Genomic DNA, 20,694 nt, shown 5'->3' with positions numbered 1-20,694 from the left:
GCAGGGGACCCCTCCTTACAACAGTCAGCTCGCGGGCTGCGGGCTCTCCGGGGCCTCCTCGCCGACCCGGTGGGCGCGGACCTTGTGCCCGACACTGGTCAGACAGCGGCCGCTGGGCAGGTCGAAACGCCACCCGTGCAGTTGGCAGGTGAGCTGGTCGCCCTCGACGATGCCGAACCGGCTCAGGTCCGCCTTCAGGTGCGGGCAGCGCCGCTGCACCACCCAGTCGCCCAGGGTGATGTCCTCGGCGTCCACCGCCCGCTCGTGCTCGTCGTACCAGCCCTCGGCGTACTGGAGGCGCTCGGTGGAGAGGCACTTGAAGAAGGCGTACACGAACTCGTTGTACTGGCCGATCCGGGCGGCCGAGAAGCGGCAGGAGAGGAAGAGCGAGTTGACCCAGTCCACCTCACCGATGTGCAGCAGGTGCTCGACCAGCGCCCGCTCGGTGCGGAACCGGTAGCGCACCTTTTCGTCCGCGTACGGCCGGACCTGCTTGCCGGGGAAGTCGACCACGATCGACTCGATGCTCTCGCCGTCGTAGCCCACCAGGTCGAAGCGGACCGGGCCGCCGACGCCCTTGGCGAGATAGATCGACTCGTCCAGCAACGGCTCGATCCGCCGCTTCATCTCCTTGAGCACGTCCACCTCGGGGTGCCGCCAGGACGCCTTCTCCGCCTCGATCACCGGCCGCTTGCGTTCGCGCATCTCCTCCAGGTGAGCGGCCTTGTTGGCGAAGAACTCCTCGATTGGCACCGGGTGGGTGGTGGTCGCCCCCTCGGTGGTCACCTCGGAGACGCTGCCGGGCAGCAGCACGATGCCGTTGGTGCCGCCGACCTTGGCGTACTCGCTCAGGAAGACCGACTGGTCGGGGAAGATGTTGCCCTCGTCACCGAAGATGTCGTTGAACTGCCACAGCTCGTCGTCGAGGAAGCACGGCGGGCCGGCGATCGGGAAGACGTGGTCGGCCTTGAGGTCGTCGATGTAGCGCCAGGTGCGGTCGAACTGCCGGTCCCGCTTCTGCTTGCCGAACGCGGTCTTCGCCGACTGCGGCAGCTCGTACACCATCGGGTACCAGATCGCGCCGGAGAACTGGAGCAGGTGCGCGTGCACGTGACCCAGTTCGGCGAAGGTGGTCAGGTCGGTGGGGCGGGCGTCGTTCTGGTTCAGCAGCCGGACACCGTCGTACTCCACCCAGAGCGAGGAGTCACCGATCGGACCGTCGGTCGGGCTGGTCAGCGCCTGGATCATGATCTTCAGGCCACCGTCCAGCTCGTACACCTCCTCGTTGCGGGTCTTCAGGAACTTCGTGAAGCCCAGCGCCCGGAACTCGTCCTCCATCTCGGAGGTGGGGAACTCCGGCAGCAGCACGGTGGCCTTCTTCGACACGTACCGCTTGAGGTGGGCCGCGTCGAAGTGGTCCCGGTGCAGATGCGAGACGTACAGGTAGTCGACGTCGCCGAGGGTCTCCCAGTCGAGCAACGAGTTGTCCGGGAACGGGAACCAGGAGGCGAAGTAGGCCGGGTTGACCCACGGGTCGCACAGGATGCTGCCCGCAGCCGTGTCGATCCGCATGCTGGCGTGCCCGGTACCGGTCACTCGCACCGCAGTTCCCCCTCAAAAAAGACAATCAAGGTGTACGTCAGAACGCTACCGGAGGCAGTCTGGTCTGCGCCCCGCGACGCCGCCATAGTCGCCCGGCCCACCCGGCCGGGCCGAAGGTCCCGAGGTCGGCGCAGCAGGCGTCGGCCCCGCGTATCCGCCCCACCGCAGGTCCCCTCCCGGGTGGCGTGCCAGACTAACCGGAGATCCGAACGCGAGGAAGGACCGACAGTGGCGGGAAGCGAGCCGGTAACGTCGCCAGACCAGCACAAGCCCGGGCACCGCAAGGCCGGGCGGATCGGCGCGGTCCTCACCGCGTTCGCGATGCTGGCCATGCTCTGTGGCAACCACGAGGGCAGGGTCGAGGACCTCTGGCTGGTCGGGGTCGCCGCGCTCCTGCTGCTCATCGTGATCGGCGACACGGTGCTGCGGCGCAACGGCCTGCGTTCCTGAGCCGAGCAGACGACACTACGTACGACGAGGGCCCGTCCCGGAAGGGGCGGGCCCTCGTCGCGCCGCCGGGCGGGGCGGCTCTCGTCGTGGTGGCTCAGCGGCCGAAGAGGATGTCCTGCACGTTCTTCAGCGCGGCGTCGACCTCGGCCTCGAAGTAGCCGCCCTGCACCAGCCCGAACCGGAGCGTGTCCAGGTCCTTCGGGTTGACCGGCATCGGGTTCCGGCCAGCCATCCCACCGAGCAGGGTGTCGAAGAACCGGTCCACCTGGTCGGGGTCGTACCCGCTGCCGAAGCGACGCACCTGAAAGCTGCGCCGGATCTCGTCCACCCGGTAGAGGTCGCTGCCGGGCGGCCCGGCCATCGGCGGGCCGGCCATGGCCGGCGGGCCACCCAGCGAGGGCACGCCCATCGACGGACCGCCGATCGCCTGTTGCGGCAGCCCGGGCGGGCTCCCCTGCGGGCCACGCCGCTGCTCACGGTCCGGCATCCGGATCTCCGCGGTCATGTCGGTCCGGCCGTGGCGTCCCGCCTCGAAGCCGTCGAACCGCTGCTCGTCCGGCGGACCGTAGCCGCCCCGACCCTCCGGCGGGCCGTACCCGCCCGGCCCGTCCGGCGGACCGTAGTCCGGCGAGCCGTACCCACCGGGGCCGTCCTGCGGACCGTAGCCACCTCGGCCTTCCGGCGGGCCGTACCCGCCCGGGCCGTCCTGCGAGCCGTAGCCACCCCGACCCTCCGGCGGGCCGTACCCGCCCGGCCCGTCCGGCGGGCCGTAGCCGCCGGGACCGGCGGGCAGGCCGCGCGGCGGCGGGCCGCCGTGACCCATCTGTGCGCCGGGCGGCCCCATCTGGCCACCGGGCCCCATCGGACCGCCACCGCGCGGTCCGTCGTACCCGCCGCGCGGGGAGTCGTACCCGCCGGCGAAGGCTCCCGTCGGTTCGTCATAGCGGCCGTAGGGGCCGGCCTGTGCCGGCATCGACCGGGGCGGCATCGGCGGCTGCGGCACCGGGGCCATGCCCCGCTCATCGCGCCCCGGCGGACCCATGCGGTCCGGGGGTCCCATCCGGTCCGGCGGACCCATGCGATCGGGCGGACCCATCCGGTCCGGGGGCGCCATCCGGTCCGACGAGCCCATCCCGGAGTCGCTGCCCCGGACGCCACCCGTACCGCCGCGTTCCTCCACCTCGGCCAGCTGCCGCTCGACCCGGTCGAGGTGCAGGTCGACCTGCCACTCGTCGTAGCCGTTGAAGCGGACCCGGAAGACGACGTCGTGGACCTCCTGCGAGACCACCGGGGCGCCGACGGGCTGACCCGCGAGAGTCGCCTCGACCCGGTCCAGGAAAGCGTCCACCTCGTCAACCTTGTAGCCCCGGCGGAGCGCCTTACGCCGGAAACGCTGACCCTGACTCGCCACTATGTCTCCTGGTCTCGTTCGCCACGCCCGGTCACGCTGACATCTCCCCGGCCGGGTCGGTGCCCCTGTCCTCCGCGGCGGCCAGCTGCCCACACGCCCCGTCGATCTCGCGACCTCGGGTGTCCCGCACCGTGGTGGACACCCCGGCGTCGCGCAACCGCCGGACGAACTCCCGCTCGACCGGCTTCGGGCTGGCGTCCCAGCGGCTGCCCGGAGTCGGGTTGAGCGGAATCAGGTTCACGTGGGCCAGCTTGCCGGCCAGCAGCCGCCCGAGCAGGTCCGCTCGCCACGGCTGGTCGTTCACGTCCTTGATCATCGCGTATTCGATCGACACGCGACGCCCTGTCCGGGCCGCGTAGGCCCAGGCCGCCGCCAGCACCTCGGACACCTTCCAGCGCTGGTTGACCGGCACGAGTTCGTCGCGCAGCTCATCATCGGGCGCGTGCAGCGACAACGCAAGAGTCACCGACAGGTCTTCGCTGGCCAGCCGGTTGATGGCGGGCACCAGGCCGACCGTGGAGACGGTGATGTGGCGCTGCGACAGACCCAGACCCTCGGGGGCCGGCGTGACCAGCCGACGGATCGCCGCGACCACCCGGTTGTAGTTCGCCAGCGGCTCCCCCATGCCCATGAAGACCACGTGCGAGAGCCTCGGCGGTGACCCGGCGACCGCGCCGGAGGCGGCCACCCCGGCCAGGTAGACCGCCTGGTCGACGATCTCGGCGGTCGACAGGTTGCGGGTCAGCCCGGCCTGGCCGGTGGCGCAGAACGGGCAGGCCATGCCACATCCGGCCTGGCTGGAGATGCAGACGGTGACCCGGTCCGGGTACCCCATCAGCACGCTCTCCACCATCGAGCCGTCGTGCAGCCGCCAGAGCGCCTTCCGGGTCGCCCCGTCGTCGCAGGCCAGCTCGCGTACCGGGTTGAGCAGCCGGGGCAGTAGCCGGTCGGCCAGCCGGTCACGGGACGCCGCCGGCAGGTCGGTCATCAGCGCCGGGTCACGCACCAGGCGACCGAAGTAGTGGGTGGAGATCTGGCGGGCTCGGAAAGCCGGCTCGCCCAGCTCCGTCACCAACTCCTTGCGACCGTTCAGGTCGAGGTCGGCGAGGTGTTGCGGTGGCATCGCCGCCCGACGCGCGCCGGGCGCGTCCGGGTCGACCGGGATCAGGGGCAGACTCGTCATGGCCCGTCCAGTCTGGCACGCCCGCCGAGGAACGCACCCGTCCGGAGGCGGCGCATCCCCTCCGACCCCCTGCGTGACCCGGGCACGCCGGCGTGGTCCATGCCTCAGTTCACCGCCGGCACGAAGACCACCAGCAGCAGGTACGCGGTCGGCACCGCGAACAGGACCGAGTCGAGCCGGTCCATCAGACCGCCGTGCCCGGGCAGCAGGTTGCTCATGTCCTTCACGCCCAGATCCCGCTTGATCATGGACTCGGCGAGGTCACCGATGACCGCCGCCGCCGAGATCGCCATCCCGAACACGGCACCCCACCAGGGGGCTACGTCGAACAGCAGCCAGAGCAGCACGGCGCTGCCCAGCGCCGCGGCACCCAGCGAGCCGACCAGCCCCTCCCAGGACTTCTTCGGGCTGATCGTCGGCGCCATCGGGTGCTTGCCGAAGTTGGCACCGGCCGCGTACCCGCCGGTGTCGGAGAGCACCACCGCGACCAGGGTCACCAGCACCCGCAGCGGGCCGTCACCGGGCGAGGAGGCGAGCAGTGCGGCGAAGCCGCCGAGGAAGGGCACGTACACCGCGATGAGGGTGGCCGCGGTCATGTCCCGCCGGAGGCCGGCGACGCCGTCACCGAGCTGCCAGACCAGGGTGCCCGCGAGGGTGACCAGCAGGCCGAGCAGGAGCGCGTCCAGGCCGGCGAACCAGCCCAGGGTCACGGTGAGCACGCCACCGGAGATCAGCGGGACCAGCGGGACCCGGGCACCGCCACGGCGTACCGCCCGGGACATCTCCCAGATGCCCACGCCGTAGGCCGCCGCGATCAGCAACAGGAACGCCGGGGTGTACAGGAACAGCGGCAACAGGACGGCGGCGCCGAGGCAGGCCCCGACGGCGATGGCGGCCGGCAGGTTCCGGCCGGCGCGGCTCGGCGTCGGCTGACTCGCCGGACGACCGGCACCGGCCCGCCGTCGCCCACGGTGGCGTCGGGCCTGGGCCGGGTCGGCGTCGGGCTCGGGCTCGGGGGCGTCGTCCGCCGGCACCGGAGCGAGCTGCGTGGTCGGCGCGTCGTCGTGGTCCCGGCCGTCGTCGGGGCGTACCGGTGCGAACTGCGCCGTCGGCGCGTCCTCGTGCTCCAGGTCGCGATGTCCGTTGCCCTCGGTGCGTCGCGGAGCAGCGTCGGGGGCGTCACGCGGCTGGTTCCGGTCGTCGTACGGACCGGCCGAGTCGTCGTACCGCCCGGGGACGTCACGGTCGTCGAACGGGTCGGGTCGGGAGCCGAATCCGGGTCCCGCCGGGTCGCCCCGGTCCTCGACGGGCCGGGCGTACGGGTTGTCGGCCGGCGGACGCGGGCGGGTACGCGGCTCGGCGGAGAGTTCAGCGCCGGGGTGCGGGCCGCGCGACCACGGGCCGGGTTCGAGGTCCGGGTCTGGCCAGGGCAACGAGGTCGGCCGATCCGGGCGGTCCCAGCCGCGGGCCTCGGCGCCACCGTAGGGGTCGAGGTGGGACATCACGCACCGGACGACAGCGGTACGAGATCAACCACTTGACGCACAGCCACTACCATCCCCTACCCGCGCGAGGCGCTCCGTCTGATTCGCCGGCCGGTAAGCCGGTTGATCTCCACCGTTCACCCCCGGGTCGCCGGGAATCGTGCCGAGCCTACTGCACCCGGAGGCTCCGCAGGACGCACCAGTACCCACCGCCCGCCTCGTCGATCATGAGCTTGCCGTACCGGCCGGAGAGCCGGAGGACGACAACGTCATGATCGACGAGGCGGGCGTACGTGGCGAGGGTGGCGGCGGATCAGACCTCCAGCAGCTCGGCTTCCTTGTGCTTGACCAACTCGTCGACGTGCGCCACGTAGCGCTGGGTCACGTCGTCCAGTTCCTTCTCCGCGCGACGGCCGTCGTCCTCGCCGACCTCGCCGTCCTTGACGAGCCGGTCCAGCTCTTCCTTGCCCTTGCGACGGATGTTGCGGATGGCGATCTTCGCCTCCTCGCCCTTGTTCCGGGCGACCTTGATCATGTCGCGGCGGCGCTCCTCGGTCATCTGCGGGAGCAGGATGCGCAGCTGGTTACCCTCGTTGTTCGGGTTCACCCCGAGGTCCGAGTCGCGGATCGCCTTCTCCATGGCGTTGATCTGCGAGTTGTCGTACGGCTTGATGATGGCCATGCGCGGCTCGGGGACGCCCACGGACGCCATCTGGGTCAGCGGCGTGGGGCTGCCGTAGTAGTCAATGATGATCTTGGAGAACATGGCCGGAGTGGCGCGACCGGTGCGGATGGCACCGAACTCCTCCTTGGCGTGCTCGACCGCACGCTCCATCTTCTCCTCGGCCTCGAGGAGGGTGTCATCGATCACCGCTCTCCTCGCCTCCTTCTTGTGCTCGTCGTGGGCTTGTCGGGTCACCGGGACGGACCGCCGAGGTCACCGTCGACGGTCAGCTCAGGTGGTGATCAGCGTGCCGATCTTGTCGCCGCCCACCGCGCGGACGATGGTGTCGTCGCCCTGCGCGCCGAAGACCAGCATCGGTAGTCCGTTCTCCATGCAGAGGCTGAAGGCGGCCGCGTCGGCGACCCGCAGGTTGCGGCGCAGCACCTCGGAGAAGGTGATCGAGTCGAACTTGCTGGCGGTCGGGTCGATCCGGGGGTCGGCGCTGTAGACGCCGTCCACGCCGTTCTTGCTCATCAGCACCACGTCCGCGTGGATCTCCAGCGCACGCTGGGCGGCCGTGGTGTCGGTGGAGAAGTACGGCATACCCGCGCCGGCGCCGAAGATGACGACCCGGCCCTTCTCCAGGTGCCGGATCGCCCGCAACGGGATGTACGGCTCCGCCACCTGGGCCATCGTGATCGCGCTCTGCACGCGGGTCTCGATGCCCTCCTTCTCCAGGAAGTCCTGCAGGGCGAGGCAGTTCATCACGGTGCCGAGCATGCCCATGTAGTCGGCCCGGGCCCGGTCCATGCCGCGCTTCTGCAACTCCGCGCCGCGGAAGAAGTTGCCGCCGCCGACCACCACCGAGACCTGCACACCGCGGCGGACCACGGTGGCGATCTGCCGGGCGATGGCCTGGACAACGTCCGGGTCCACGCCGATCTCGCCGCCGCCGAACACCTCGCCGGAGAGCTTCAGCACCACCCGGCGGGCCCGGCCGGGCGGTGGTGCCGTCGGGTCGTCCACCGCCAGCGTCGGGTCACTCACAACCTGCGTCATCCGCCCGTCCTTCCCCCACTGCCGCGCCCGGGTGCGCACATCTGCCGTTGCCGACCTTATGGGACGAGGAGACCGCGGTGTGTGTCGCGTACACCGGCGGCCTCCTCGTCGTGTCGTTGCCCAGCGCGGGCGCGTACGCCCGGCCGAAGGTCAGGACTGGCCGACCTCGAACCGCACGAAGCGGGTGATCTCGATGCCGGCCTCGGCCAGCACCTGCTTCACCGACTTCTTGTTGTCGGTGACCGACGACTGCTCCAGCAGCACGAAGTCCTTGAAGAAGGAGTTGACCCGGCCCTCGACGATCTTCGGCAGAGCGGCCTCGGGCTTGTTCTCCTCGCGGGCGGTCTGCTCGGCGATCCGCCGCTCGGACTCGACGATCTCCGCCGGCACCTCGTCCCGGGTGAGGTACTTCGGACGCATCGCGGCGATCTGCATGGCAGCGCCACGGGCGTCGGCGTCGCCGGCCTCGTCGGCCTTGCCGGCGTACTGCACCAGCACGCCCACCGCCGGGGGCAGGTCCTGGGCCTTGCGGTGCAGGTAGACCGCGACCGTGCCGTCCAGCTTGGCGAAGCGGTTCAGCACCAGCTTCTCGCCGATCTTGGCGGACTGCTCCTGGACCACGTCGGCGACCGGACGGCCGTCGATCTCGCTGGCCAGCAGTTCCTCGGCGTTGCTCGCACCCGAGCGCTCACCGTGCTCGACCAGCTGCTGGGCGAGCGCGATGAAGGCGTCGTTCTTGGCGACGAAGTCGGTCTCGCAGTTGAGCTCCAGCAGCGCCTGACCGGAGTGGGCGACGAGGCCGTTCGCGGCCGTCCGACCGGCCCGCTTGCCGACGTCCTTGGCGCCCTTGACGCGCAGGATCTCGACGGCCTTGTCGAAGTCGCCCTCGGCCTCGGTCAGGGCCTTCTTGCTGTCCATCATGCCGGCGCCGGTCAGGTCGCGGAGCTTCTTGACGTCCGCCGCGGTGATCTGGGACATGGCTCTCTCTTCGGTGTTGGGACTGCGGGTGAAATGGACTGAGGTGACGATTACCCGGTTCCGAGAGGTTCGTGCCCGGTCTGCCCGCCGCCGGCCACCGCCGTCAGGGACGGACGGTGGCCGGCGGCGGTGCGGTCACTGACCGGCGACGGCGGCCGGCTGCTCGGCGGGCTGCTGCGGCTCGTCGACCTTCTGCGGCTCGGCAGCTGCCTGCGGCTCGGCGGGCTGCTGCGGCTCGTCGGCCTTCTTCGGCTCCTCGAGCAGCTCGCGCTCCCACTCGGCCAGCGGCTCGTCGGTGGCCACGCCGGCCTCCGGCTTCTCGTCGCCGCCCCGGCGACGGCCGGAGCGGGCGATCAGACCGTCGGCGACGGCGGCGGCGACGACCCTGGTCAGCAGCTCAGCCGAGCGGATCGCGTCGTCGTTGCCCGGGATCGGGAAGTCGACCTCGTCCGGGTCGCAGTTGGTGTCGAGCACGGCGATCACCGGGATGCCCAGCTTGCGGGCCTCGTCGACGGCGATGTGCTCCTTCTTGGTGTCGACCACCCAGACCGCGGCCGGAAGCTTCTGCATGTCCCGCAGACCACCCAGGGTGCGGGACAGCTTGATCTTCTCGCGGGAGAGCTGCAGGGTCTCCTTCTTGGTGTACCCGGCGGCGGTGCCGCTGAGGTCACCGAGGGCCTCCAGCTCCTTCATCCGCTGCAGCCGCTTGTACACCGTCTGGAAGTTGGTCAGCATGCCACCGAGCCAGCGGTGGTTGACGTACGGCTGACCGACCCGCGTCGCCTGCTCGGAGATCGCCTCCTGGGCCTGCTTCTTGGTGCCGACGAAGAGGATGCTGCCTCCCTCCGCCACCGTGTTGCGCACGAACTCGTACGCCTTCTCGATGTAGTCGAGAGTCTGGCGGAGGTCGATGATGTAGATGCCGTTACGCTCGGTGAAGATGAAGCGCTTCATCTTCGGGTTCCAGCGCCGGGTCTGGTGCCCGAAGTGAACACCACTCTCCAGCAGCTGACGCATGGTCACGACGGCCATGGTTGATTACTCCTTGCGGTCCCTGGTTGTGCCGCCCGACCGGCGGTCGGGCGTCCTGGCGCCCGGTCGCCGGCCATGACGGGCCCGACAGGGTCGGGACCAGGGAGGCCGTCGCCCCACGACGATTCGTGGAGAGGGCACGCGAGGTCGACCGCGCGAGGCGGTCGCCAGTCGCCCAGTGTACGCGCCCTCCCCACCCCGCCACGCCCGGGTGTAAGGAAGGGCCCCCTACTAACGCCTGCGGTATAGGAGGGGTCCCCTCCTAACATCCTCGGGACGCCGACGTCCGCCCGACGCCGCTACGACGCGGGCGGGTGCCGCCGGTGGTTCAGCCGGCGGCCAGCGCGGCAGTGAGGAAGAGCGCCAGGCCGACGGTCAGGTACGCGGTGGGCGGCCGCAGCCAGCCTCGTGCCCCGTCGGTGAGCGAGAAGCCGGTGGTCCGCAGCCCGTACAGGCCGGCCGCGAAGATCGGCAGACCGATCATCAGGAGCATGCCGGTCAGCACGTCGGCGGCGGAGACCGGATCCGCGGTGACGCCGTGCAGCAGCACCAGCAGCGCGGGCACCTCGAAGATCGCGACCAGCACGGCGAACAGCACCGCGAGCACCGGACGACGCGACCGGTAGACACCGTCACCCGCCGGCAGCCCCGGCTGCGTCGCCAGCGCCTGGTAGCCGGCGGTCGCGGCGTCGACCGGATACGCGGATCCCGCACCGCTGGCCGGCAAGCCGGTACCGGCAACACCGGACTGGTGTACGGCGCCCGCCGCCGACGGCTCGGGGTCGCTGCCGGCCTGGTACCCGGTGTCGCCGCCGGCCGGATACGAGTGGTCGGCGGTCGGCAGGTCCGTTCGAGGCGCCACCGGCGGCATCGGGCCGGTCGGCATCTCCAACGGGTTCGGCGTCTCCGTCGACCGCTTGGCCTCGACGATCGGGTACCCGCCCAGCGGGGCCGGCCGGGTCGGATCGGTCACCGGCAGCGCTCCGCCGGAGGTAGGCGCCGCTTCCCGGGCGGCCCGACGACCGGGACGATCGGTGGGCAGTTCACCGGAGATCTCCGGATCGATGGCAGCGTCCGGCCGCCGGAAGCGCGACGCCCGGTAGCGCTCGGTCTCGGCCGGGGCGTCACCGAGCGGATCAGGGGTGCCGAAGCGCCGAGGCGAGCCGTACCGGTCGTCGTCGTCCGCCCGCTGCTCGGGAGCGGTCAGGGGATCCTCGTCGCGGTACCGCGCCTCCGAGGCACTGCGCCAATCCGGGTCGCCGTAGCCGCGGTCGCGTTCACCCGGGTACCAGCGCGACTCCTGGTCATCGGCAAAGCTGCGTCTTCCGTCCACGTCGGCACCGTATGCGACGGGCAGGGCGTACGCCATTCCCGTCCCGCGCCTGGCCAGAGGCCCGGTTCCCTTTCGACCAGGTACGCAGAGTAACGGCCGGATTCGTGGATTAGCGCACGCCTAGCACACGAAAGGCATGATCGTCTGTTCGTCCACAGCCCCTGCCGTTGTCCACAGGTCGCGTCGGCGGGGTCGCCCCGGCACCACGTACGGGCGCAGGGTGCCGGCATGACCAAGCGGAACCAGGCGGTCGGCGGCTACGGGGAACGGTGCGCCGTCCGACACCTGATCGAGACGGGCCTGCGGCCGGTGGAGCGGAACTGGCGCTGCCCCTCCGGAGAGATCGACATCATCGCCTGGGACGGGCCGGTGCTCGCCTTCTGCGAGGTGAAGACGCGTCGCACCACCCGCTTCGGCAGTCCCGCCGAGGCCGTGGTGGCCCGGAAGGCGCGCCGCCTGCGCCGGCTCGCCGCCGCCTGGCTCGCGAGCACCGGCACCACTGCCGACGAGATCCGCTTCGACGTCCTCTCGGTCCTGCTGCCCGCAGCCGGCCGGGCCCGGGTCGAACACCTCAAGGGTGCCTTCTGATGCCCCGCGACGCCGGACGAAGCGCGCCGCCACCGACCGGCGGTGGGACACACCCGTCGACCGGCGGTCGAGCACGCCCGTCACGCGGCATCGAGGTGCGCCCGTCGACCGGCGGGGTCGTGTCGCCGTACGAGTGTCCGGTGGGTCCGCGATGAGCTATGCCCGGGTGCTCTGCGTCGGCCTGGTCGGGGTGGAGGGACACCTGGTGGAGGTGGAGGCGGATCTCGCACCGGGCCTGCCCGGAGTGGTCATCTCCGGGTTGCCCGACACGGCGCTGCACGAGGCCCGCGACCGGGTCCGCGCCGCCGTGGTGAACTCCGGCCAGCGCTGGCCCAACCGGCGGATCACCCTCAACCTGCTGCCGGCCACCCTGCCCAAGTTCGGGTCGACGTTCGACCTGGCGATCGCGGTGGCGTTGCTCGGCGGCTCGGGTGAGCTGCCGCTGCTCCCGCTGGACGGCGTGGCGATCCTCGGCGAGCTGGGTCTCGACGGCGCGGTACGCCCGGTCCGGGGCGTCCTGCCGATGGTGGCCGCGGCGGCTCGGGCCGGCATCGACCGGGTGATCGTGCCGGTGGGCAACGCCGCCGAGGCCGCCGTCGTGCCCGGCCTGCGGGTGCGGGGCGTGGACAGCCTGCATCGGCTGGTCTGCTTCGTCCGCGACGGCCGACCGCTGATCGAACCGCCGGTCGACGACGCGCCGGAGGCGGTCACCGGACCGGATCTCGCCGACGTCGCCGGGCAGGGGCTCGGCCGACGGGCGCTGGAGGTCGCCGCCGCCGGTGGACACCATCTGGCGTTGATCGGGCCGCCCGGCGCCGGCAAGACCATGCTGGCCGAACGTCTGCCGTCGATCCTGCCGACGCTGGACGACGCCGCGGCGCTGGAGGTGACCGCACTGCACTCGGTCGCGGGTCTGCTGCCGGCCGGCGGTCGGCTGATCCGGCGGCCACCGTTCCAGGCCCCGCACCACACCGCCACCGTGCCCTCCATCGTCGGCGGCGGCGCGGGGCTGGCCCGGCCGGGCGCGATCTCCCTCGCACACCGTGGAGTGCTCTTTCTCGACGAGGCCCCCGAGTTCAGCAAGCCGGCGCTGGAGGCGCTACGCCAGCCGTTGGAGCACGGTCGGGTGCTGCTGACCCGCAGCCGGGGCGGCGCCGAATACCCGGCCCGGGCCCAACTGGTGCTGGCCGCCAATCCGTGCCCGTGTGCGAACCCGGCGGGCGACGACCGGTGCGAGTGCGCTCCGGCGGCCCGCCGCCGCTACCTCGCCCGGCTCTCCGGTCCGCTGCTCGACCGGATCGACCTCCAGGTCCGCCTGCAACCGATGCGGGCGGCCGAGCTGATGGAACCGGCGGCCCACGAGTCCTCGGCGGTCGTCGCCGTGCGGGTCGCCGCCGCACGGGAGGCCGCCGCCGAGCGGTGGGCGGCGCTGGGACGCCGGCTCAACTCCGAGATACCCGGGCCGAATCTGCGCCGGGCACCGTGGCGGCTGCCCAACCCGGTCACCGCCGACCTGCGGGCCCGGCTGGACTCCGGGTCGCTGTCCGCCCGGGGCTTCGACCGGGTCATCCGGCTGGCCTGGACGATCGCCGACCTGGACGGACGGACCCAGCCGGACAAGAAGGACATCGCCGAGGCCATCACACTCAGGACGGGAGAGGGTACGTGAGCACGCACGAGGAGTCGCGGCTGGCGCGGGTGGCGCTGACCTGGCTGGCCGAGCCGGGCACCCGCTCGGTCTACCGGTTGGTCGCCGAGATCGGGCCGGTGGCCGCACTGGACCTGCTGCTCGACGGCGGGGCGCCGCAGGAGGACCTGCGCAACACCGTGGCCGCGCGCACCCGGGCCGGTGATCCCCGGGCGGTCGCCGCCGAGGCGCTACGCCGCACCGACCGGCTCGGTGCCCGCCTCGTCACGCCCGACGACGACGAGTGGCCGACGACGGTCGAGCAGTTGCGCCACCTCCGGCTCGACCTGCCCGGCAAGCAGCGTCGGGTCGACATCGAGACCGATCCCCCGCTCTGCTTCTGGGTACGCGGCTCGTGGCGGTTGGACGAGACGTTGGAGCGGTCGGTAGCGGTGGTGGGGGCGCGGGCGGCCACACCGTACGGCATGCACGTCGCCACCGACCTGGCCTACGGGCTGGCCGACCGGGAGTGGACGGTCGTCTCCGGCGGCGCGTTCGGCATCGACGCCGCCGCACACCGAGGCGCCCTGAACGCCGGTGGGTTGACCGTCGCGGTGCTCGCGTGTGGAGTGGACCGGCCATATCCGCTGGGCAACACCGCGCTGTTCGACCGGATCGCCGAGACCGGTCTGTTGGTGAGCGAGTGGCCGCCGGGCGCCGAGCCGTTGCGTCCACGCTTCCTCATCCGGAACCGGGTGATCGCGGCGGCCACCAGGGGCACCGTGCTGGTGGAGGCGGCGGCGCGCAGCGGCGCGACCCAGACCACCCGACGCGCGCTCGCCCTGAACAAGCGCGCGATGGTGGTGCCCGGTCCGGTCACCTCGGCGATGTCGGTCGGGGCGCACGAGATCCTGCGGGCAGATTCGGCGGCACGGCTGGTGACCGGGTTGGCCCAGGTGTTGGAGGAGGTGGGCCCGATCGGTGAGCTGGCGCCGGTGCCGCGCGGTCCGGAGCACCCCGCCGACCTGCTCGACGACGACGCGAGGTCGATCCTGGAGTCGCTGCCCCGGCGCGGCACCCTCGGCGTGGACGACATCGCGGCAAGGGCCGGCCTGGTCGTCCGCACGGTGCTGCGCACGCTGCCGATGCTCGAGGAACTGTCCCTCGTGGTGCGACGCGAGGACGGGTACGCCCTGGCCGACCCGGCAGGTCATCCGCCCCGGTCCCCGTGAACCCGACACGGGCGTCCGCACCCGACACACGGGCGTCCGCACCCGGCAAGCGCGCCCGGCCGGGCCGCGTGGTCGCGGGTGGCGCCGACCGGCCGTAGGCTGGCAGCCGTGCGGGGTACGGACGGACAGGGCCGGGACGTCCGCGGCACCCGGGCGGTGCACGCGGCGCTGCCGGAGCCGCTGCGCGACGCGGTGGACGACTTCGCCCGCCACCTCGCCTCGGTCCGCAACCGGTCGGCCCACACCGTACGCGCCTACGTCGCGGATCTGGTGTCCCTGATGGAGCATGCGCGACGGATGGGCTGTACCCGGGTCGCCGAGTTGACCCTCGACACGGTCCGTAGCTGGCTGGCCCGGCAACGCACGACGGGCGCGGCCCGCACCTCCATGGCCCGGCGGGCGGCGGCGGCGCGGACCTTCAGCGCCTGGGCCCACCGGGAGGGGCTGCTGCCCACCGACGTGGCCGCCACCCTGGCCAGTCCCCGCGCGCAGCGGACCCTACCCACGGTGCTCCGTGCCGACCAGGCCGCCCAGCTCGTCGAGGCACCGACCCGCGTCACCGCCCCCGCCCGCGTCACCGACCACAGCACCGGCCCCGACACCGCGCCGAAGGCCACCGACACCGACGCCACGCCGAAGGCCGCCAGCCCCGGCACCGCGCCGGAGACCGCCGACACCTATGCCGCGCCAAGGGCCACCGACACCGATGCCGTGCCGGGGGCCGCCGACACGGACGTCGGGCGGACTGATCGGGGACACCGCGCACCCGGTGACGGCCCCGGGAAGCCGGATCGGGCCGCCGAGGCGGTGCTACTGCGGGACCGGGTGCTGTTGGAGCTGCTCTACGGCACGGGGGTACGGATCAGCGAGGCGTGCGGGCTCGACGTGGCCGACGTCGACCACGCCCGACGCGTGGTGCGGGTCCACGGCAAGGGTGGTCGGGAACGGAGCGTGCCGTACGGGCTGCCTGCTCAGCGTGCCCTCGACGACTGGCTGCGGCGGGGGCGGCCGGTGCTGGCGGTCCCGGGTTCGCGCGACGCGCTCCTGCTCGGCGCTCGGGGTGGTCGTCTCAACCCGACGACCGCCCGCCGGATCGTCGCCGGGTACGCCGAGGCCGCCGACCTGCCCCGGACGAGCCCGCACGCGCTGCGCCACTCGGCCGCCACCCACCTGCTCGAAGGTGGCGCGGACCTGCGAGCGGTGCAGGAGTTGCTGGGGCACTCGTCGCTGGCCAGCACCCAGGTCTACACCCACGTCTCCGTGGAGCGGCTGCGCGCCGCGTACCGGCAGGCCCATCCCCGCGCCTGACCGGAGCGGGCCGGGCGAGGCCGGTCAGCGGTTACGATCATCGGGTGAGCGTCCCGCCGCCGCCCGAGCCGATCGCGGGTGCCCGTCTGCTCTTCTCCCTCGATCCGGCGACCAGTCACCTCAACCACGGTTCGTTCGGGGCGGTGCCGATCGTCGCGCAACGGACCCAGCAACGGTTGCGCGACGAGATGGAGTCGGATCCGCTGCGCTTCTTCGTGCAGGGACTGGCCGACCGGATCGCGCACACCCGCCGACACCTCGCCGGTTTTCTGGGCGCGGACCCGGACGGCACCGCGCTGACCCCGAACGCCACCACCGGCGTGGCGGTGGTGCTCCAGTCGCTCGGGCTGCGCGAAGGCGACGAGGTGCTCACCACCGACCACGGCTATGGCGCGGTCACCCTGTCGGTGCAGCGGGAATGTCGCCGGAGCGGGGTGACCCACCGCGTGCTGCGGGTGCCGCTGGCCGCCACCGACGAGGAGATCCTGCAGGTCGTCCGGTCCGGGCTGCGTCCGGGGCGTACCCGGCTGCTGGTGGTGGACCAGGTCACCTCGGCCACGGCCCGGCTGTTCCCGGTCGCCGCGATCGTCGGGATCGCCCGGGAGCAGGGTGTGCCGGTGCTGGTCGACGCCGCGCACGCGCCGGGCATGCTGGCCGCGTCGGTGCAGAGCATCGGCGCCGACTTCTGGGTCGGCAACCTGCACAAGTGGGGGTACGCCCCACGCGGCACCGCCGTGCTCGTGGTGTCACCGGCGTGGCGGGAGCGGATCGAGCCGCTGGTGGTCTCCTGGGAACAGGAGTCGGGCTTCCCCGGCCGGTTGGAGTGGCAGGGGACGGCGGACTACACCGCCTGGCTCAGCGCACCGGCCGGGCTCTACACGCTGCGCAACCTGGGCGTGGACCGGGTACGCGCGCACAACGCCGCACTGGCCGCGTACGGGCAGCGGGTGGTCGGGGATGCGCTCGCGGTGCCGCCCGCCGAACTGCTCGACCCCGGCGGGCCGACGGTCGCCATGCGGATCGTCCCGTTGCCGGCGGGCCTCGCCACGACCCTCGACGCGGCGCGGGCGTTGCAGGCCCGGATCGCCGATCGGCTCGCCACCCAGGTGGCCGTCATGACCTTCGGTGGACGGGGGCTGCTGCGGCTGTGCGGGCAGGTGTACAACTCGCCGGACGAGTACGAGCGGCTCGCCGTCCGGCTGCCCACCCTGCTCGCCCAACGCTGACCGTCGTTCCGCCGTCCGGGTGGTCGCGCGGGGATCATCCGCCCGCCACGGAACATGACGGCGGCCGGGTCCGGGTCGAGCGGCAGCAGGCGGGATCGACCGAGACCAAGCAGCGCCAGCGGATCGAGGTAGTCGTCTCCCCGGCGTAGCCCCCAGTGCAGGCACGCCGCCTCGGGGCAGCCGGCATGGCCGGGCAGCAGGGTGCCCAGCGCGGTTCCCGCCGACACCGACGTGCCGACCGTGACGTCCGCCCGGACCGGCTCGTAGGTGGTACGCAGGCCGTCCGGGTGCGTCACGGAGAGCACCGGGCGGCCGGCGACCATGCCGGCGAACAGGACCGTGCCGGTGCCGGCAGCCCGGATCGTCGCACCGGCCGGAGCGAGCAGGTCGACCCCGCGATGACCGGGCAACCACGGGCGGGGCGGCGGATCGAACCGACGCACCGGGTGCGGCCGACCGTCGACCGGCCACCTGAACCGCCCGGTCTCGACCGGCCGTTCCCGAGCAGCCCGGAACGGCACGACCGGAGGCGAAACGGCTGGCGCGGGCGATGCGGCAGCCGCAGACGGCAGGCCCGGAACTGGCGCGCCACCAGGCGAGACGGCCGCGAGCCCGGTCCGCACCGGAGCGGCATGCGGCATGACCGCGACCGCCGGCGATGCCAGTACCGGCAGCAGCGCGACGACACCGGAGAGCACGACACCCCGCCTGCCGCCGCGCCGGGCCGCCGAACGCGGGCGTGCCGCACCGGCCGGTGAAACGACGGCACACCGCCACGCAGTGGGACGCGGGGTGACCGTCGGCCGCACACGCGCGGCAAGAGATGGCACAACCTCGCCACCCCACGCCGACACCCGCCCGCTCGAACCAGCCACCGAGCCGGACCGCACCGAGGCGAGCCACGCCGAGGCACGCGGCACCAAGGCGGACCACACCAGGGCAGACCGCGCCGGGACAGGCGACGCCGAAGCGGAAGGACCGAGTCTGATCAGTGACCGGATGGGCATGTCGGCGATCCTGACCGGACGGACGCCGGCCGGCTGCCCCGCGCGCCTCGCCTGTGGACAGCGGGACGTCCTGTGGACAACCCGCGCCGGAGGAGCTGATCTGCTATGGCTCAGCGGGCCTAGGCTCGACGGGATGACGCGCGATTGGTACGCCTGGCACGACCAGTACACCGACCCCGCCTCGCCGCTGTCCCGGCGGCTGGCGGCGGTGCGTACCCACGTCGGCGCGGCGCTGGACGCGGCACGGCCCGGGCCTCTGCGGGCGGTCAGTCTCTGTGCCGGTCAGGGACGTGACCTGATTCCGGTGCTGGCGACGCACCCGCGTGGCGGTGACGTGACCGCCCGGCTGGTGGAGCTCGATCCGCGCAACGTCGAGGTGGCACGGGCGGCGGTGGCGCGGGCCGGGTTGTCCGGGGTCGAGGTGGTGCCCGGTGACGCGGCCCGCACCGACGCGTACGCCGGACTGGTCCCGGCCGACCTGGTGCTGGTCTGCGGCGTCTTCGGCAACATCACCGAGGCGGACATCCGGGCCACGGTGGGCCACTGCGCGTCGCTCTGCGCCACCGACGGCACGGTCTTCTGGACCCGGCACCGAGGGGCACCGGACCTGGTGCCAGCGATCTGCGACTGGTTCGCCGAGGAAGGCTTCGCCCCGGTGGCGGTCAGCTCTCCGGCAGACGGGGTGGGGGTGGGCGTGCACCGGTTTCTCGGTACGCCTCGACCGCTGCCGAGCGGGGTGACGATGTTCGAGTTCACCGGGCGGCCGACCGACGAGGTCGACCGCTGACCGGACACGGTGGACGGATCGCGGCGGTGGGGGTCACCGGCGATGCCCGTCCGGGCGGGACGTGCGGGTCAGCCGCCGAAGCCGGAGTCGGCGGGGAGGGAGATGTCCGGCTTCTCCAGCTCCTCGACGTTGACGTCCTTGAACGTCATCACTCGAACGTTCTTCACGAACCGGGCGGGGCGATACATGTCCCACACCCACGCGTCGTGCATCTCGACCTCGAAGTAGACCTCGCCGTCGGAGTTACGCACGTGCAGGTCGACCTGGTTCGCCAGGTAGAACCGGCGCTCGGTCTCCACCACGTAGGAGAACTGACGGACGATGTCGCGGTACTCCCGGTAGAGCTGGAGCTCCATCTCGGTCTCGTACTTCTCGAGATCTTCCGCGCTCATCGCACTCCGCCTTCCATGACCACATCTTCCCCCACCGACGCCGGAGGCCGAGGCTGCTCGCCCAACGCCACGCCGACGGTACCCCCTACGGCGGCTGAGCGCTCCATCGGCTCGTCCGGGCTTGCACCCAGCGGCCGCCGGGAGCGTGGCGGCCTACCGTCCCGCCCCGAGACGGCGGCCACGTTGACGTACGAGAACCGGTGTTGCGGGCACGGCCCACGGTCGCGCAACGCCGCGCTGTGCTCCGCGGTGACGTACCCCTTGTGCTCGGCGAAGCCGTAGCCGGGATGCACCCCGTCCAGCTCCACCATGATCCGGTCCCGGGTGACCTTGGCCAGCACGCTCGCCGCCGCCACGCAGGCGGCCACCCGGTCGCCCTTCCAGACCGCCAGACCGGGCACGCCCAGTCCGTCCACGCCGAACCCGTCGGTCAGCACGTACTCCGGGCGCACCGTGAGCGAGGCGAGCGCCCGACGCATGGCGGCCAGGTTGCACACGTGCAGCCCTCGGGCGTCGACCTCCTCGGCCGGCACGACCACCACCGCGTACGCCAGGGCACGCGCGACGACCTCGTCGTACACCCGCTCCCGACTGGCCGGGGTGAGCAGCTTGGAGTCGGCCAGCCCGTCGATCTCGCCGCGTCGCCCCTCGGGCAGGATCGCGGCGGCGGCCACCAGCGGCCCGGCACAGGCGCCCCGACCGGCCTCGTCGGCACCGGCGACGTGTCGGAAGCCCCGTCGTTGCAGGGCGCGTTCCAACGCATAGAGACCGGCGTCGCGGCGTACCACGGTGCGGGGCGGGGTCAGCATGCCGCACCCGAGGTCCGGGCCGGGCCGTCGGCGAGCACCCGGGCCAGCAACTGCGGCAGGTCCTGCGGGTAGTACCGCTCGTCGGTGCCGGCCAGCTCCGCCGCCGACCACCATCGGTGGCCGTCCACGCTGCCCCGCTCGATCTCGTTGAACCCCGCGGTGTCGACCTCGTGCGCCGCCACCCGCACGAGGAAGAACTGCTGCTCCTGCCGATACCACACCCCGTCGAAGGGGAACTCGATCAGGTCGGCGTGCACCGGCTCGCCGATCTCGGCCACGGACAGCCGCAATCCGGTCTCCTCGGCCAGCTCACGGGCGGCGCCCTCGACGTACGTCTCCCCGGGGTCGAGGCCACCGCCGACGGTGAACCACCAGCGGCCGTGCTCCGGTCGGGCCGGGTCGACGCCACGGAAGAGCAGCAACCTGCCCGCCGCGTCGACCAGGAGCACGCGGGCAGCGCGCCTCGGGGTATAGACCGTCACGGCAATAGCCTGCCAGACCCCGCCGACAACTCCCACGCCA

19 protein-coding genes and 1 pseudogene are annotated in these 20,694 nt (G+C 72.5%); 7 read left to right on the top strand and 13 right to left on the bottom strand.

All coding sequences use genetic code 11. The features are described 5' to 3' along the window. Positions 1 to 24: 24 nt before the first annotated feature. Positions 25 to 1,602 (bottom strand): Rieske 2Fe-2S domain-containing protein, encoded by a 1,578-nt coding sequence (locus ACIBO1_RS30280; RefSeq protein ID WP_396752422.1) that lies wholly within the window; start codon positions 1,600 to 1,602, stop codon positions 25 to 27. A 228-nt stretch (positions 1,603 to 1,830) separates the two neighbouring features. On the opposite strand from ACIBO1_RS30280, the gene ACIBO1_RS30275 reads away from it, so the two are divergent. Next, a complete protein-coding gene (locus tag ACIBO1_RS30275) occupies positions 1,831 to 2,052 on the top strand; it encodes a DUF2631 domain-containing protein (RefSeq protein ID WP_396752420.1) in 222 nt (73 codons plus the stop codon). A 94-nt stretch (positions 2,053 to 2,146) separates the two neighbouring features. Here the strand turns inward: ACIBO1_RS30275 and ACIBO1_RS30270 are convergent, their stop codons facing one another. From ACIBO1_RS30270 to ACIBO1_RS30235, 8 genes are all read right to left on the bottom strand, one after another. Next, on the bottom strand, positions 2,147 to 3,463 hold the full coding sequence (locus tag ACIBO1_RS30270; protein WP_396752418.1) for a DivIVA domain-containing protein: 1,317 nt from the start codon (positions 3,461 to 3,463) through the stop codon (positions 2,147 to 2,149). 31 nt (positions 3,464 to 3,494) lie between these two features. Continuing rightward, on the bottom strand, positions 3,495 to 4,646 hold the full coding sequence (gene rlmN / locus ACIBO1_RS30265) for a 23S rRNA (adenine(2503)-C(2))-methyltransferase RlmN (RefSeq protein WP_350693695.1): 1,152 nt from the start codon (positions 4,644 to 4,646) through the stop codon (positions 3,495 to 3,497). Positions 4,647 to 4,750: 104 nt separating this feature from the next. After that, positions 4,751 to 6,148 (bottom strand): phosphatidate cytidylyltransferase, encoded by a 1,398-nt coding sequence (locus ACIBO1_RS30260; protein ID WP_396752415.1) that lies wholly within the window; start codon positions 6,146 to 6,148, stop codon positions 4,751 to 4,753. Positions 6,149 to 6,443: 295 nt separating this feature from the next. Beyond that, positions 6,444 to 7,001, bottom strand: coding sequence for a ribosome recycling factor (gene frr, locus ACIBO1_RS30255; protein ID WP_131057263.1), 558 nt, complete (start codon positions 6,999 to 7,001; stop codon positions 6,444 to 6,446). Between the two features lie 84 nt (positions 7,002 to 7,085). After that, positions 7,086 to 7,853, bottom strand: a complete 768-nt coding sequence (pyrH, locus tag ACIBO1_RS30250; RefSeq protein ID WP_350693692.1) for a UMP kinase — start codon at positions 7,851 to 7,853, stop codon at positions 7,086 to 7,088. Positions 7,854 to 8,003: 150 nt separating this feature from the next. Then, the gene (tsf, locus tag ACIBO1_RS30245; RefSeq protein ID WP_350693691.1) at positions 8,004 to 8,831 is read right to left on the bottom strand and encodes a translation elongation factor Ts; all 828 of its coding nucleotides are present in this window, start codon (positions 8,829 to 8,831) and stop codon (positions 8,004 to 8,006) included. 135 nt (positions 8,832 to 8,966) lie between these two features. Next, a complete protein-coding gene (rpsB, locus tag ACIBO1_RS30240; protein WP_396752412.1) occupies positions 8,967 to 9,863 on the bottom strand; it encodes a 30S ribosomal protein S2 in 897 nt (298 codons plus the stop codon). Positions 9,864 to 10,191: 328 nt separating this feature from the next. Next, positions 10,192 to 11,232, bottom strand: coding sequence for a hypothetical protein (locus ACIBO1_RS30235; protein WP_396752410.1), 1,041 nt, complete (start codon positions 11,230 to 11,232; stop codon positions 10,192 to 10,194). Positions 11,233 to 11,424: 192 nt separating this feature from the next. Between ACIBO1_RS30235 and ACIBO1_RS30230 the strand changes: the two genes are divergently transcribed. The 5 genes from ACIBO1_RS30230 to ACIBO1_RS30210 all read left to right on the top strand — a co-directional run bounded on the left by ACIBO1_RS30230 (position 11,425) and on the right by ACIBO1_RS30210 (position 17,177). Next, complete coding sequence (locus ACIBO1_RS30230; RefSeq protein WP_350693687.1) at positions 11,425 to 11,784, top strand: YraN family protein; 360 nt, start codon at positions 11,425 to 11,427, stop codon at positions 11,782 to 11,784. A 151-nt stretch (positions 11,785 to 11,935) separates the two neighbouring features. Next, positions 11,936 to 13,453 (top strand): YifB family Mg chelatase-like AAA ATPase, encoded by a 1,518-nt coding sequence (locus ACIBO1_RS30225; protein WP_396752408.1) that lies wholly within the window; start codon positions 11,936 to 11,938, stop codon positions 13,451 to 13,453. Then, entirely contained in the window at positions 13,450 to 14,643 is a 1,194-nt protein-coding gene (gene dprA, locus ACIBO1_RS30220; RefSeq protein ID WP_396752406.1) for a DNA-processing protein DprA, read from the top strand. The genes ACIBO1_RS30225 and dprA overlap by 4 nt, the downstream gene beginning before the upstream one ends. Before the next feature lie 108 nt (positions 14,644 to 14,751). Continuing rightward, entirely contained in the window at positions 14,752 to 15,951 is a 1,200-nt protein-coding gene (locus ACIBO1_RS30215; RefSeq protein ID WP_396752404.1) for a tyrosine recombinase XerC, read from the top strand. 44 nt (positions 15,952 to 15,995) lie between these two features. After that, positions 15,996 to 17,177: an aminotransferase class V-fold PLP-dependent enzyme gene (locus ACIBO1_RS30210; protein WP_396752402.1), complete on the top strand. Its 1,182-nt coding sequence runs from the start codon at positions 15,996 to 15,998 to the stop codon at positions 17,175 to 17,177. A gap of 65 nt (positions 17,178 to 17,242) precedes the next feature. Here the strand turns inward: ACIBO1_RS30210 and ACIBO1_RS30205 are convergent. Further along, positions 17,243 to 17,818, bottom strand: a pseudogene (locus tag ACIBO1_RS30205) (murein hydrolase activator EnvC family protein); the annotation flags it as partial. Positions 17,819 to 18,317: 499 nt separating this feature from the next. On the opposite strand from ACIBO1_RS30205, the gene ACIBO1_RS30200 reads away from it, so the two are divergent. Then, entirely contained in the window at positions 18,318 to 18,971 is a 654-nt protein-coding gene (locus ACIBO1_RS30200; protein ID WP_396752400.1) for an SAM-dependent methyltransferase, read from the top strand. Positions 18,972 to 19,039: 68 nt separating this feature from the next. Here the strand turns inward: ACIBO1_RS30200 and ACIBO1_RS30195 are convergent, their stop codons facing one another. From ACIBO1_RS30195 to ACIBO1_RS30185, 3 genes are read right to left on the bottom strand one after another with little or no spacing between them, the layout of a single operon-like run. Next, positions 19,040 to 19,363, bottom strand: a complete 324-nt coding sequence (locus ACIBO1_RS30195) for a DUF2469 domain-containing protein (RefSeq protein ID WP_007075222.1) — start codon at positions 19,361 to 19,363, stop codon at positions 19,040 to 19,042. Beyond that, the gene (locus tag ACIBO1_RS30190; RefSeq protein ID WP_396752398.1) at positions 19,360 to 20,172 is read right to left on the bottom strand and encodes a ribonuclease HII; all 813 of its coding nucleotides are present in this window, start codon (positions 20,170 to 20,172) and stop codon (positions 19,360 to 19,362) included. Before ACIBO1_RS30190 ends, ACIBO1_RS30195 begins: the two co-directional genes overlap by 4 nt. After that, a complete protein-coding gene (locus ACIBO1_RS30185; protein ID WP_396752396.1) occupies positions 20,166 to 20,654 on the bottom strand; it encodes an NUDIX hydrolase in 489 nt (162 codons plus the stop codon). The genes ACIBO1_RS30190 and ACIBO1_RS30185 overlap by 7 nt, the downstream gene beginning before the upstream one ends. Positions 20,655 to 20,694: the final 40 nt, after the last annotated feature.

The sequence above is a fragment of the Micromonospora sp. NPDC049903 genome (assembly GCF_044460945.1).
GTDB lineage: Bacteria > Actinomycetota > Actinomycetes > Mycobacteriales > Micromonosporaceae > Micromonospora.
The sequence above is the reverse complement of the archived record's forward strand: the minus strand, read 5'-3'. Positions and strand labels throughout refer to the sequence as shown.

Excerpts from the sequence above, each read along its gene's own strand:
- ACIBO1_RS30195 (WP_007075222.1), bottom strand. The coding sequence starts at position 19,363 with ATGAGCGCGGAAGATCTCGAGAAGTACGAGACCGAGATGGAGCTCCAG.
- ACIBO1_RS30200 (WP_396752400.1), top strand. The coding sequence starts at position 18,318 with ATGACGCGCGATTGGTACGCCTGGCACGACCAGTACACCGACCCCGCC.
- ACIBO1_RS30230 (WP_350693687.1), top strand. The coding sequence starts at position 11,425 with ATGACCAAGCGGAACCAGGCGGTCGGCGGCTACGGGGAACGGTGCGCC.
- rlmN (WP_350693695.1), bottom strand. The coding sequence starts at position 4,646 with ATGACGAGTCTGCCCCTGATCCCGGTCGACCCGGACGCGCCCGGCGCG.
- pyrH (WP_350693692.1), bottom strand. The coding sequence starts at position 7,853 with ATGACGCAGGTTGTGAGTGACCCGACGCTGGCGGTGGACGACCCGACG.
- ACIBO1_RS30190 (WP_396752398.1), bottom strand. The coding sequence starts at position 20,172 with ATGCTGACCCCGCCCCGCACCGTGGTACGCCGCGACGCCGGTCTCTAT.
- rpsB (WP_396752412.1), bottom strand. The coding sequence starts at position 9,863 with ATGGCCGTCGTGACCATGCGTCAGCTGCTGGAGAGTGGTGTTCACTTC.
- ACIBO1_RS30225 (WP_396752408.1), top strand. The coding sequence starts at position 11,936 with ATGAGCTATGCCCGGGTGCTCTGCGTCGGCCTGGTCGGGGTGGAGGGA.
- ACIBO1_RS30235 (WP_396752410.1), bottom strand. The coding sequence starts at position 11,232 with ATGGCGTACGCCCTGCCCGTCGCATACGGTGCCGACGTGGACGGAAGA.
- tsf (WP_350693691.1), bottom strand. The coding sequence starts at position 8,831 with ATGTCCCAGATCACCGCGGCGGACGTCAAGAAGCTCCGCGACCTGACC.
- ACIBO1_RS30260 (WP_396752415.1), bottom strand. The coding sequence starts at position 6,148 with ATGTCCCACCTCGACCCCTACGGTGGCGCCGAGGCCCGCGGCTGGGAC.